The following is a 13,685-nucleotide window of genomic DNA, read 5'->3' as shown; positions in this document are numbered from 1 at the left end:
GAGCGATCGATATATACTCAGACAAATAGCCAAAGCAAACGCAATCGACAGCAATATCAGGGCCTGTCGCGCGACGCGGTCCGCCCAGCGCCAGGCACGGCCTCCCCGCATCATGCTGCACGAGCGGATATCCCGTCCGTTGCGCCCGTGGGATCGACGATTTCGCACCCCCGATCGGCATGGCGATGTTGCAAGTCCGTCGTTGATTATTCCGCGCGACGGCGCAGACTGATCCGAACGACGCGACAGCCGCACCGGCATGGCCGGCAAGCGGGCGAGAGGAGTCAGCGACTATGGACGACGGCGGCGCGCCCAGCCATCGGCTCGAGGCCGAGATGATCACCGCCGCGGGCGGCATCGAGGTGGTGCGCCGATCCTGGGTCGACGCGATCGACATCTTCGGCAGCCCCGACCGGCACCGCATCGAATTGTCGCTGCTGCCGCGGTCGCGCGACGCGCGCGGCTGTTTCCCCGAACGCTGGGGCCCGCACCGGTTCGAACCGATCGGCGAGCTGTTCCTGCTGCCGGCCGGGCAGCTGGTCCATGCGAAGAGCGAGTGTCGGCAGCAATCGTCGATCGTGTGCACCTTCGCCCCGGCGGCGGCCGAAACCTGGCTCGACCGGCCGATCGAATGGACCGACGGGCGGCTGCAGGCCGGGCTCGACATCGCCAACCCGACCATTCGCGGCCTGCTGTTCCGGCTGGGCGAGGAGGTGCGTCAGCCGGGCTTCGCGAGCGGCGCGCTGGTCGAGCTGATGATCGCGCAGCTCGCGGTCGAACTCGCCCGCCATTGCCTGGGGATCGAGGAGAAAGCCGCGATCGGCGGCTTGGCGCCGTGGCGGCTGCGGCGGATCGACGACCGGCTCGCGGTGCCGGGCGAGGCGCCGTCGCTCGCCGAACTGGCGAAGCTGTGCGACCTGTCGGTGCGCCAGCTGACCCGCGGCTTCCGCGCGAGCCGGGGCGGTTCGATCGGCGATCATATCGCCGACACCAGGATCCAGCTGGCCCGCCAGTTGCTGGGCGGCGATCGCGACGTGAAGTCGGTCGCGCATGCGCTCGGCTTCGCGTCGCCGACCAATTTCTCGGCGGCCTTCCGCCGGTCGACCGGCGAGACCCCGCGCCAATATCGGCAGCGCGCCGCACGCAGCATATCCCGCTGACCTTCGGTCGACATGAAAAGGCCGGACCACCCTGCGGTGATCCGGCCCTTGTCGTCTTATGATGACGATCAGCGCGAGCCGAACGCGTAACGGATGTTCAGGCCGAATTCGCGCGGCGGGGTGTAGGTGATGCCACGGTAGGTCGAGGTGCCGATCGCACCGGTGGCGCCGATATTATAGGGCACGGTCTGCGCCGTGCTGGTGCGCGTCAGCACCCGCTCGGTCTTGGTGATGTTCTTGCCGTAGAGCGACACTTCCCACGCCCCGTTCGGCGAACGGATACCGGCGTAGAGGTTGAGCAGCGCATAGGTCTTCACATCGTCGACCGCGTTGGTCGGATCGTTTTGCGACTTGCCGTAATAGGATAGCAGCCCGCGCAGATAGCCGTCGAAATTCGCGGTCAGCGGCACCGAATATTCCGAGGTCACCGTGCCGCTGAACAACGGAGCGAGCGACGCCCGCAAGGTCACCGCGCAGGCCGAGATGGTGTCGCCACCGGTCGCCGCCTGGATCTGGGCGACGGTCGGCACGGTCGACACGCTGTCGGGCACGCCGTCCTTCGGGAAATAGTCGTTGCAGGGGATCACGCCATTCTTGATCTTGCTCTTGGCATAGCTGCCGTTCGCGCTGATCTCCCAGCGATCCATGATCTTGAACGAGGTCTCGGCCTCGATGCCGTTGACCTTGACCGGAACTGCGGCAACGAAATTGAAGCTGCTGACCGACTGCACGAGCGAGACCGGGGTCGTCGTCGTGTTGGCGGTGGTGTTGACGTAGAACACGCCCGAGGCGGACCGGTAAGGATAATTCTTGTAATCCTGATGATAGGCCGAGACATTCAGCCGCAGCCGCTTGTCGATGAAGCTCGACTTGAAGCCCAGCTCATAGGATTTCGACTTTTCGGACGGAATGTTGACGAAGCTGCTTTCGCGCGCGCTGCGTGCCAGGCTGAAATCGCCGGTCGCCGAAACCGGCGGGCGGAACGAGCTGCCGACATTGCCGTAGACCATGAAGTCGTCGCTGAAGCGGTGCTTGACCGATCCCGAATAGATCACGGTGTTCTCGTCGGTGTTCTCGGCGGCCGCCGCCAGCACATTGCCCGCCACCGACAGCGTACCGAACGCCTTGTAATCGATGTAGCGCAGACCACCCGAGATTTCGGTCGCCTCGCCCAGATGCAGGGTCAGGTTGCCGAACGCCGACTTTTCCTTGGTGCCGGCCCCGCGCAGGATCGGCGTCTGAACGATGATCCCCGGCGTCGTCGATGACGGCAGGCCGAAGAGAACCGGGGTCGGCTGCGACAGGACCGAGGGCGAGGTCTGCTTCTGATAGAAGGCGCCGACGATATAATCGAACATGCCGAAGATCTGCTCTTCGGACGAAATCCGCGCCTCGTGCGCCCAGGATTTGGCGATGCTCTGGGTCTGCAGGCCATAGCCCTGGAGGTAGGACGGGAAGTTGGGCGTGAAGAAATCGCCCTTGTCGGTGATCTCGAGCGAGTCGAACTTCTGCCGGTTGCGCTGGCCGACATAGTTGAGCTTCTGGCCCGCGACCGCCCATTGGGCGCGCAGGTTGAAATTGGTGAAACGCTGGCGGATCTTGCGCGGGGCATCCTCGACCGCGAGACGGTCGTCGCCGTCGATGAAGACCGGGCTGGCAGCCGCGCCGGCGTTGGTCGCCTGCAGCGATTCGGCCTGGTCGAACGTGTGGAGCTTCTGGATGATCTTCTGGAAGCTGGTGTCGAAGGTCAGCGTGTCGGTCGGCTCGAAGCGGGCGGTGACGCGGCCGCCCTTGGTGCGCGAATAGGGATCGGTGCCGTTGTTGATGCTGTGGACGCGATTGCCTTCATTCTCGTCGACGATACCGGCGACGCGGATCGCCAGCATGTCCTTGATGATCGGCAGGCCGACCGCGCCGTTGGCGTTGATGCCGCCGATGCTGGTGCCGGTCGCGGTCAGATAGCCGCCGATCTCCTGCAGGTCGGGGCGATGGGTGGTGACGGTCATCGACCCCGACGGCGACGCGCGGCCGCGCAGCGTGCCCTGCGGTCCGCGCAGCAGCTCGATCTGGCCGATGTCGAACATCGCCTGGAACAGGTTGCCGGCCGAGATCGGCGCGTCGTTCTGGTAGAATTCGATGGTGCCGTTGTTGCCGCTGGCATTCACGTCGTAATTGACGCCGCGCACCGATGCGGTCGCGCCGATGCCGTTGGCGTTGCTGGTCAGCGACAGGCCCGGGACGATCGTCGAGATATCCTCGAACCGGCGGATGTTGAGCTTGGCGAGTTCTTCGGCGCGCACCGCGTTGACGGTCAGCGGAACGTCCTGGAGACTTTCGTCCCGGCGACGCGCAGTGACGATGATCTCTTCGGTACCGGCCGATTCATAGCCGCCGGTCGCGGCGGCCTGCTCGGCGGGCGCGGTCTGGGCGTTGGCGGTGGTCGCCATCGCGAACAGGCTGACTCCGCAGACAATAGAAATATAATGCTGGCGCATGCCGCATCCCCTTCCCTGGTGTGCGCGGTCCGCGTTCTGCGAATCCGCTGTTTTCTTGTTTTTTGGCCACCTCCCCAAAGGGAAATGCCTGCAACCGAGATAGCCTGATTTTTTTGCGCCGTAAATCGCCGTCGCGCAACTTTATGGTCGGATATGGTCCGGTCCGCGCGTCGCCCCCCACTGCGAAGGCCGAGGCCTCGATCGGATATAGGCATATCGAACGGATATCGGATCGCCCATATGCCCCACTCGCCGCCTCTCCCGTGGCCGGACCAGCGCGCTGCGCAACCATCTGATAATCAATGCTAATGCCTATGACGCCCGCGCATCGCCGGATCGCCGGATCGCGTATTTCATCGGCGGATAAGACCGGCAGACCGTCACAACCGTCTCCGACCATGCCATAGAAGCGCGACCTGCCGGCGAAATTTCCAACGGCATTGATCAGTTTTTCGGCGCAATCGCGCAAAATTCTTGCGCGCCATCGTCTATGTGTCAGATCCGATTGCCGTGCCGGCTTATCAATTTGCGCAACGATAATGGGCAGCGCGCAGCGATTGCATTCTGTATTTGTCGACGCCTCCAGAGATAGCGCCCCAAATTCCTCCATTCTCGATCAATCATGATTATGATTTTTTCAATCCCATATTAAGCTGCATCGACCAGCGGAAGGACAGGCAAGCATCGGGACGAACTGTGGCGGGCATCAAACTATCTTTATTGGCATTTGCCGTCATGGCGTTGCCATCGATGGCTCTGGCCGGAACCGGTAGCAGCGGACAGATAACGAGCATATTACCGATCAATAACGGCATATTGAGTTTCACATTTTCAGGTACGCATAGCAGCGCTCCGCCTTGCGTGACGGGCGACTCTTCCCGATGGGCGTTCGATGCGTCGTCCGGAACCGGGCAAGCGCTGCTGTTGGCGACGATGTCTGCGTTCGAAAACGGTTTCACTCTGAACATCGTGGGAACCAATGATTGCCTGGCTGTCCTTCCCAATCAGGAGGCGGTGAGCTTTCTCACCGTCGTCAAATGAGTTCGATGCCGACCGAAGTCGCGGCTGGATCTGGCCGCCCGTCCCCAGCTTGTCCCCGGGCGATAGGGGTGCATTCTTTGCGCGCGAAGCTTCTCGGAATCGCGGCGCTGTCGGCGGCCTCGCTGCTTCCAGCGCCTGCGCTCGCTTATGACTGGGTCGCGGAAGCCCATGTGGTCACCGTCAACGGCAGCAATGCACCACGCTCGATCGGCTTCACGCTCGATCTGGGAGCGGGCGCCTGTACCGTCGGGACCCTCCTGACATGGACGGCATCCGGCAATTCCGACGCGAGCCGAACATCGAATCTCCAGATGATCTCGGCAACCCTTCTCACGGCGATCGCGACCGGCAAGAAAGTGAAGATTTATGGCACGAATAGCGGCTGTGCTGTGTCGGACCTCTCAATCGCGCAATAGGCTCGACAGGGCTTGGGCGTCGATCCGCGACATTCCTCGGAAAATGGCAAAAGCCGGATGCCTCACCATCGCGGCGCTGACGCTCATCGGACCATATGACTCTGCCGCCATCGCAGCGGAGACTGTTACATATGATTATGATGCTTTGGGCCGCCTGAAACAGGCCATGACGGTTGGGGGCGCGAATAATGGCCTGACATCGGCGCTTGCCTATGATGCGGCCGATAACCGCAGCAGCTACACCGTCTCGGGATCGCCCAACAGCGGCAATGGCCAGCGGGTCGTCGTCGTACCGCTGAACGGGCTGACCGTAATACCGCTGCCTCCGGCGGTGCAATAATATGAAGCGCCGCCCAACGAAGACCACAGGGTTCGTAAAGCTGTGGACCGCCCTGCGCTACGCTGCGGTTGCGATCGGCCTGGCATTCGGCGGCACGGCCTCGGCCGCCGATCGCCCGACCGTACTGATCGCCACCGCACCGCTGATCGATCCGGCGACCGCGCTCGCTTATTATGGATCTCCGGCGAGTCCGGCGCCCGCAGCCCGAAGCGAACTGAAGAAGGAAATCGCCCGGGCGCTGCGCTATGATGTCGACGCGATCTTCGCTTATGTCCGCGACGATATCGACTTCACGCCGCTGTTCGGCCTGCAGGAGGGCGCCAAGGGCGTGATCCTCAACGGCCGAGGGACTGCGTTCGACCAGGCGCAGTTCATGGTCGATCTCCTGCGCGAGGCCGACGCCGTTGCGGTGAGAGGCTATAATCCCCGCTACCAGCTTGGCCGCATCGAGTTGACCGCCGTGCAATTCGCGGCGTGGACGGGGGTTGGCGATGCCGCCGCGGCGTCCCGGCTCCTGGCGAGTGGGGGCATTCCCGGGACGGTCGCCGGTTCGGGATCGAGCTTCACCGTCACGCTTGTACATTGCTGGGTGAAGGTCAGCATCGGCGGAACCGACTATCTTTTCGATCCGAGTTACAAGCCTGCCACCGCCACCGCCGGGCTCAACTGGAAGGCCGCGACGGGTTATTCGGCGACAGACCTGCTTTCGTCGGCGGGCGGAACCCAGACGGCGACGTCGGTAAGCGGCTTCGGTATTGCCGGCTTCCGGTCGCAGCTGCGCACATATCGGGGCAATCTCGAAGCGTTCCTGGCGGCGTCCGCGGCGGGCAAGCGCGCGGAGGCGGTCGTCGGATACCGGACGATCATGGCCCACCCGGCATCCGAGGACCGCCGTACGACGCTGCCCTATGTCATCTCGACCGACCGGACATGGTCGGGCGAGATTCCCGATATCTTCCGGACATCGTTCACGGTCAGCCTCAACGGCGGCAGCTATGGCACCTATTTCGCCGATATCGTCGGCGGGGAGACCTGGTCCTTCGAATATCAATATTCGGGATCGGCCTTCGTGAAGGGCGGCCCGCCATCCGGTCCGGTGGTCACCGGCCCAATCCTCGACCAATGCGACCGTTATCAAAGCAACCGGCCGGCGGCGGCGCCCGCGACGGTCGAGGTTGCGATCAATCACCCCTATGCGGCGTCCTCCGGCGCCTATGCCGACCGCACCATCGCCCGTCAGCTCACCGCGCAACAATGCGCTTATGGCCTCTTCTATGTCTCGAACGACTGGGGCTATGTCGGTGACGGCATCGCCGGTCGCCTGGCTCCGATCGCCAACCTCACCCGTTTCGACTTCACATCCTCGACCCGCATGACGCTGTCGACGACCCTCGCCAATATCCCGGCACAGTTCAGCACTTTTCTCGACTCGGCGGCCGCAGCCCAGAATGCGATCTACCAGATGCATGACCTGGTCGGCATCCACACGCTCGACAGTCTCGATCTCAAACAGCAGGCCGGCTCGGCTTACACCACCAATCTCGCCACCAGCCTGTCGATGGACTTCGAGGCGGCGGTGAGCGCGCAGGCGCTTTCGGGCACGGCGGCGGGCGACATCGGCGCGGCCTATATCGCGGCGCTGGCGCTGTCCTATGCCGAGGCGGCGGTGCCGCGCCAGGAAACCGATTCGGTATATGATCTGGCGGCGATAAACCTGTTTGCCGATCAGGATGCGCGCGCCACGCCGACCGGCACCTACGCCAATTATCTCGCTACCCCAGCCACATGGCCGTCGGTTCAGGGCTCGCTGGCGGGTTATCCGGCCGGCGCGACCGCGGCCATGGCCGGCTATGCCGGCGAGGGCTATAATCTGCTCGCGCCACAGATCGGCGCGCTCCGCCAGCCGTCGATCACCGTGGCGAGCATTTCGACCCAGATGTCGAGCCTGTGGGAAGGTTTCGGCCCGGGCAGCACCGCAGCCGAGGTGAAGCGTGCGGCGTTTCTGGCGTGGCGGCCGTCGGCGGGTGGCGGCTCGGTTCCCGACCGGATCGCAATGGTTATCTACGACCAGCGGCGGGGAAGCATCCTCAAGGCTGGCGTCGGGGTCGCGGTCGCGGCGAATGGCAATAACGACCCGATCCGGAAACCGGAGCTTCCCAAGGCGGAGGGCAAGGATTTCATCCGGGCGGCGCTGAACGTCGATGGCCGCAGCGGCGCGGTTACCTATGTGCCGGCGGCCGATCTCGTCGATGGGGCGGGTGATTTTCCGCGTTCGCTCAGCCTCCAGCGCCGCTACGACCAGCGCGACCAGACCAATTACGGCTTCGGCATGGGCTGGAAGAGCAACTGGTATCAGGTCGCGACGCTGTCGAACGATGGCCAGGCTGCGCTCGGCCATGCCGGGGCGCAGGCGAGCGCGAGTTTCCTGGTGGCGATCCAGGCGATCGGTGATCTGACCGCCACCCAGGATGCCCAGCATCTTTATGCCGCGCTGCAGACGGTTGCCTGGCTCGCGGACCAGACCCTCAACAACAGCCTGGTCATTGCCAGGGGCTTCGACGGCGAGGCGACCTTCTACCGCCAGGCGAACGGGACGAGCTTCACCAACGCCAATCCCGATGGGGCGACCGCCGCGATGAATGCAGCGCCTGCGGTCGGCATCATCAATCGCTATATCTATGCCGGGCTGACCGCGGCCTATGTCGACGGGCAGGGCTCGACGCGCAACTATGCGATCGGTGCCCTGCCGCCGGGTTCCGACCTGGCGTCTCCGGGCATCGCCGGCCTGTGGACGCGCAAATCGGCCTATATGACCGACTGGACCTTTGCCGACGGCGCGAAGATCTGGACCGCCTTCGTCGGCAATCTGCTCGTCCCCGACATGATGTATCTCTACCGGGCCTATAACAGTTTCGGCAATGCGATCTATCTGGGCGACACGCCTGGTTATGACCCGGGATCGTTCACGCCGGTCTATTATTGCGCGGTGCCGGGCGGCCCGATCCTCACCCGCCCGCCCTCGGATGCGTTCATCCAGTATCGCTCCACGTCGGGCGCCGAGGCGAAATATCGGATGGACGCCCAGGTCGGCTATTCGCTGCAGGGGGAGGAAAATACATGCCCGCCCGATTCGCTCGACCCGCCGGTCATCCGGCTGCAGGCTCCTTCGCATCTGCTCGGCAAGCTCGATGCCGCCGGCAAGAGCTGGAACTATGGCTATGGGGCGGCGATCAACATGTTCGGCGCGGTGGATACGATCACAGGCGTCTACAAGCCAAGCAACGCCGCGGCGGACATCGCGATCGTCTATGGCGGCGATGCGAATGCCGTCACCATGACCAATCTGCGGAGCCAGGTTTGGAATTATTATTCGAGCACTTCCGGTCGGAGGTCGTCAGCCCCGAGCAGGCAGCCGCAGCCGGCCATGGCAGTGCCGTCTATTTCGATCGCTACGCCCAGCCGATCCGTTCGGTCGATCCACTGCTGCGCGCGACCCGCACCGATTATGACGATCGCGGCCGGCCGGTCAGGGTGACCCGGCCCGAAGGCGACGCGATGGAGACCGCCTATGACGTGCGCGGCAATGTCATCCAGCAGTCACAAAAGGCGAAGCCGGGATCGGGACTGGTCGACCTTGTGAGCTCGACCGTCTATCTGGAGGGGCCTGCCGTCGCCATTTGCATCAATCCTGCCACCTGCAACCGACCGGACCATGCGACCGACGCGCGCGGCTATCGTACCAACTATGGCTGGAACGCCACCACCGGGTTGCCGACCTCGCAGAGCCAGGGCTGGAACGCCGCGGGCACGGACTGCCAGCTTGCCGGTGGCCTCTGCCCGCAGACCAGCTACAGCTATGGAACGCCGGTTGCCGGCTACGATCCGTTCAACGGAACGAGCGTTGCCGCCCCCACGCTGCTGACCGCCAGAATCGAACGGATCGCATCGGGGGTCAGCCGGACCACGACCTTCGGCTATGGGCAAAAGACGTTCGGAACGACCTATGCGCCGATGAGCAGCGCGACGGTGAAGAAGCTTATCGCCGGGGAAATGGTCACCGACAGCGGCGGGCTTAACCTGCGCCAATGCTATGACAGCGACATCGGCGGCAACATCATCGACGGGATCGAGCCTGCTGCCGGATTGGCAAGCTGTCCATGATACGGCGCGATCTTCCGTTGGCTCGGTTGCTCGCCTTGCTGTTCGCGTTCGCCTCGATCGTCGCGCTCCCTGTCGCGCCGGCTTTTTCGCAAGCGACGCCCTCGGCCTACACCACCGGCTGGCGCTGGGATGTGCTGCGACGGATGGTGGGGCAGATCTCGGCGCCGGTCGACCCGGCGGCGCCCGCGACCGGCCCTTATCAGGCGACGCGCTTCAGCTATGACGACGACGGCCAGCTGATCCGGATCGAGAAGGGGACGCTGGCGGCGTGGCAGGCGGACAGCGTGCAGCCCGCCGCGTGGACCGGCTTCACCGCGCTCGAGACGGTGACGATCAGCTATGACGCGGCCGGCAACAAGATCGACGAGCGGCTGACCAGCGCCGCCGGTGGCACAGCAGTGCAGACGATCAGCCAGACCGGCTATGACGGCGACGACCGGCCGATCTGCGCGACGGTGCGGATGAACATGGCGCCGGCACCTGCCGTGACCGCGGACGCCTGCGTGGCGGGGACGGCTGGCGGCGACGGCCCCGACCGGATCACCCGGACGACCTACGACGCCGCCAGCCAGGTGGTGCAGATCCGCAAGGCAATGGGAACCGGCGACGAGCAGGCCTATGCGACCTACACCTACAGCGACAACGGCAAGCGCCGGTTTGTGATCGACGGCAAGGGCAACAAGGCGCGGCTCGATTATGACGGGTTCGACCGGCAGTCGGCGTGGCTGTTCCCGCAGAAGACCGGGCCACCCGCGTTCAACGCGGCCAATGTGACGACGGTGCTGGCGACGGCGGGCAGCGAGAGCGCGAGCGACTACGAGCAATATCAATATGACGCGACCGGCAACCGGACCTGGCTGCGGCACCGCGACGGCAATGCGATCACTTATGCCTATGACGCGCTGAACCGGGTCACCCAGAAGAGCGGCCCCGCGATCGCGACGGTGGCTTACGGCTATGACCTGGTCGGGCATCAGCTGAGCGCGAGCTACGGCGCGGGCGGGCCGGGGGTGGCCAACGGCTATGACAAGGCCGACCGACTGATCTCGAGCAGCAGCAACGGCACCGGCAGCACGGTGCGAACGCTGGGTTACAGCTATGACGCGAACGGCAACCGGACTGGGATCACCCATCCCGACGGCAGCGGCTTCGTCTACCGCTATGACGGACTCAATCGCACCACGAAGATCGAGGAGGGCGGCGGGACCGTCCTGATCGCGCTGGGCTATGACGCGCTCGACCGGCGGGCGACGATGGCGCGGGGTGGCGCGGCAGCCTCTGGCGACTGTAGCGCGGCGGCGACGACGCGCTATTGCTATGACGCGGCGTCGCGGCTGGCATCGCTGGTGCAGAGCTATGCCGACGCGGGATCGAACCTGACCAGCGACTATGGCTGGACGCCGGCGTCGCAGATCCGCACGCGCAGCCGCAGCAACAATGCTTATGCCTTCGGCGAAAGCTATAACGGCACCCGCACCTACACGGCCAACGGTCTCAACCAGTACAGCGCGATCACCGGGCCGACGCCGCGGGCGCCGAGCTACGACACCAACGGCAATGTCGCGGACAATGGCTGGACCGCTTACGTCTATGACGGTGAGAACCGGCTGACCCAGGCGAGCGGATCGAAGACGGCGAGCCTGTCCTATGATCCGCTCGGTCGGCTCTATGAAGTCACCAGCCCGAACGGCACTACCCGCTTCCTGTACGACGGCGACGCGCTGGTCGGCGAATATGACGGCGCGGGCAACCTCAAGGCACGCTACGTCCACGGCCCCGGGGTCGACGAGCCTTTGGTCTGGTACGACGGGGCGGCGATCTCAGCGACGACCCGGCGCTATCTGTCGGCGGACCATCAGGGCTCGATCATCGCGATCACCGATGCTGGCGGCACGGTGGTGGCGATCGACCGCTATGATCCGTGGGGCGTGCCGGCGGCCACGAACGTCGGACGATTCCAATATACCGGGCAGATCTGGATGCCCGAACTCGGGCTCTACCATTACAAGGCGCGGCTCTATTCGTCGGCGACCGGACGGTTCCTGCAGACCGATCCTGTCGGATATGACGATCAGATCAATCTTTATGCGTACGCCACGGATGATCCGGTGAACCGGATCGATCCGTTAGGGAAGAGCGTCTGGTGTTTCCAAACCTACTTGATAGGCCCGTTTGGAAGTACTCCTATAGGAGGGCCTCACGATTGCTGGGACGACGGTGGATCTGCAATCTTAGGAGCGTTAAGCGGGAACCCAATCACCGCATCCATTGCAAGAGCTTTGTCTACTCCCGTTTCTCGACCGGGTGGGGGGAGCTCGCCCAACGCAGCGTCCGGGTCACCCGATCCCGATTGCGAGAAGCATCATATATGTACCAACAAAAATTGGATTTCTACCGCTCGAGGAGGGCCTTGGTCGCCGAGATTCGAAAAGCTATTTGATAATGCTGGAATGAAAATGGAAGATGCGGAGAATGTCGTAGGACTTCGAGGGCATACGGGACCTCACCCAGAGGATTATCATCAAATAATCTACGATAGACTTAAAAATGCAGTGAGAGATTTTAAACCTGGATCGCCAGAGTACACGCATGCATTTAAGCAAGAATTATCTGCGATAAAATCAGAACTACAGAATTCCGGAAGTTATTTATATAGTTATTTGAGGAAGTGATGAAAAAATATTATAGAATAAGCCCTAGGCCCGTTGAGAATTGCGCATATATTGACAATTTTAAAATCGAAGACAAATTAATCGATGAGAGAATATTTTGCGAATGTAGGAAATCGAATGTTCCTTACGTATCATGTGAAATAATGAATGGACGAACAGTATGTGATATCAATATGGGTCCGTCAAATATACCGATGATTTCAGAAACAATTTACCGATCTGTATTAGATATAGTTGGAATCAGTGGCGAATTTATCCGAGTAGATTTAGAAAATTTTGCAAATAAAAATTTATACATATTAAATATTATATCAAAAATCGATGCTATTGATTACGATAGTTCAGTTATTCAATATTACGATGATGAATATAACAAATTTAATAAAAAAGGAATAAGATCAATATATAATTTAGTTATAAAAAATGAAAATATACCTAAAAATATTCATATATTCCGTTTAGAAAATTGGGATTATCCAGTTATAGTTTCTGAAGAATTTAAGAATATTGTGTCGACTTTTGAAATAGGATGTATATTATTTTATGAATTATTGGCAGCGTGATGAGGCTGAATAGTTAAAAATTAAGGTGCTAGCTTGCCAAATACCCGAATTTCGGCACGTTTATGAAATGGCCCGCCTGCCTCGCCTCATCCTGCCCGGTCAGCCCCATCACGTGACCCAGCGTGGCAACCGCCGCGCGCCCACCTTCTTCGAAGACGGTGATTATGCGCTTCATCTCGACCTGCTGGCCGAGGCCGCGGAAAGGGTGGGCAGAGAGAGTCTAGATCATGCGCCATATCGGGGATGCCGACGGCAGCCTAGGCGACATGGGTCGACAAGTTCGGACGCACGACCGAGCTCTTCTTTCCCAGGACGACGCCGATCACAATCGTTGCAGCGCAACATTCCGTCGCTGATGGCGTCGAAGCATTTGACCAGCTCTGCCTGAAAACCAACTTCGATCGGAACAGCGTCGAAAAGGCGGCCGCGGCCAGCGATTGGCATTTCAGCTATCGACAGGAGATCGTCCCGTTCAAGAATCCGGTGGATGTCGGCGGCTGGAACGCGCCGGACGCGGCGCTGCGGATGGCGAACGCGATTTTCTTCAACACCAAATCGCAGTGCAATCTCACCTTCGCGCCGTCCGAGACCTTCACCGCCGATTCGATCCTCGATGCGGTTTCGAAAATCGCCGGCAAATCTCCGGACAACATTGCCAAGAGGTTCGACAAGAAGGGGAATCCGGCCAAATATTATTCGCCCGAATGGACGATATCAGGAGCGGACGGCTCCACACGCACTGTGTTTTCGCGGCCTTCGCAAAAAATCCCGAATGCGATCCAGATCTCGGTCATCAAGAATTGAAGACCTGCCAAAATCGATGCTGAAAGCGGGGCA

At 61.7% G+C, this 13,685-nt stretch carries 11 protein-coding genes; 8 read left to right on the top strand and 3 right to left on the bottom strand.

Annotation, left to right across the window (positions count from 1 at the left end):
- Positions 1–293: 293 nt before the first annotated feature.
- Entirely contained in the window at positions 294–1,160 is an 867-nt protein-coding gene (locus tag AC1RM6_RS23280; protein WP_493105642.1) for a helix-turn-helix transcriptional regulator, read from the top strand.
- A 68-nt stretch (positions 1,161–1,228) separates the two neighbouring features.
- On the opposite strand, the gene AC1RM6_RS23275 is transcribed toward AC1RM6_RS23280, so the two are convergent.
- Both AC1RM6_RS23275 and AC1RM6_RS23270 read right to left on the bottom strand, forming a co-directional pair.
- Positions 1,229–3,655, bottom strand: coding sequence for a TonB-dependent receptor (locus AC1RM6_RS23275; protein WP_493105640.1), 2,427 nt, complete (start codon positions 3,653–3,655; stop codon positions 1,229–1,231).
- Positions 3,656–4,281: 626 nt separating this feature from the next.
- Positions 4,282–4,614: a hypothetical protein gene (locus tag AC1RM6_RS23270; RefSeq protein WP_493105638.1), complete on the bottom strand. Its 333-nt coding sequence runs from the start codon at positions 4,612–4,614 to the stop codon at positions 4,282–4,284.
- A gap of 159 nt (positions 4,615–4,773) precedes the next feature.
- On the opposite strand from AC1RM6_RS23270, the gene AC1RM6_RS23265 reads away from it, so the two are divergent.
- The 6 genes from AC1RM6_RS23265 to AC1RM6_RS23240 all read left to right on the top strand — a co-directional run bounded on the left by AC1RM6_RS23265 (position 4,774) and on the right by AC1RM6_RS23240 (position 12,848).
- Positions 4,774–5,112, top strand: coding sequence for a hypothetical protein (locus tag AC1RM6_RS23265; RefSeq protein ID WP_493105636.1), 339 nt, complete (start codon positions 4,774–4,776; stop codon positions 5,110–5,112).
- Between the two features lie 166 nt (positions 5,113–5,278).
- Positions 5,279–5,452: a hypothetical protein gene (locus AC1RM6_RS23260; RefSeq protein WP_493105634.1), complete on the top strand. Its 174-nt coding sequence runs from the start codon at positions 5,279–5,281 to the stop codon at positions 5,450–5,452.
- A gap of 1 nt (position 5,453) precedes the next feature.
- Positions 5,454–8,987: a hypothetical protein gene (locus tag AC1RM6_RS23255; protein ID WP_493105632.1), complete on the top strand. Its 3,534-nt coding sequence runs from the start codon at positions 5,454–5,456 to the stop codon at positions 8,985–8,987.
- Between the two features lie 20 nt (positions 8,988–9,007).
- Positions 9,008–9,613 carry a hypothetical protein gene (locus tag AC1RM6_RS23250; RefSeq protein WP_493105630.1) on the top strand — a complete coding sequence of 202 codons (606 nt, stop codon included), beginning with the start codon at positions 9,008–9,010 and terminating at the stop codon, positions 9,611–9,613.
- Positions 9,614–9,897: 284 nt separating this feature from the next.
- Positions 9,898–12,285 carry an RHS repeat-associated core domain-containing protein gene (locus AC1RM6_RS23245; RefSeq protein WP_493105629.1) on the top strand — a complete coding sequence of 796 codons (2,388 nt, stop codon included), beginning with the start codon at positions 9,898–9,900 and terminating at the stop codon, positions 12,283–12,285.
- Complete coding sequence (locus AC1RM6_RS23240) at positions 12,285–12,848, top strand: imm11 family protein (protein WP_493105627.1); 564 nt, start codon at positions 12,285–12,287, stop codon at positions 12,846–12,848. Before AC1RM6_RS23245 ends, AC1RM6_RS23240 begins: the two co-directional genes overlap by 1 nt.
- A 28-nt stretch (positions 12,849–12,876) precedes the next feature.
- On the opposite strand, the gene AC1RM6_RS23235 is transcribed toward AC1RM6_RS23240, so the two are convergent.
- Positions 12,877–13,023, bottom strand: a complete 147-nt coding sequence (locus tag AC1RM6_RS23235; protein ID WP_493105625.1) for a hypothetical protein — start codon at positions 13,021–13,023, stop codon at positions 12,877–12,879.
- Between the two features lie 308 nt (positions 13,024–13,331).
- Between AC1RM6_RS23235 and AC1RM6_RS23230 the strand changes: the two genes are divergently transcribed.
- On the top strand, positions 13,332–13,652 hold the full coding sequence (locus tag AC1RM6_RS23230) for a hypothetical protein (RefSeq protein ID WP_493105623.1): 321 nt from the start codon (positions 13,332–13,334) through the stop codon (positions 13,650–13,652).
- Positions 13,653–13,685 lie beyond the last annotated feature (33 nt).

The organism is Rhizorhabdus sp. GW822-FHT03C02, assembly GCF_058801765.1.
This window is presented reverse-complemented; position numbering and strand designations above follow the sequence as displayed.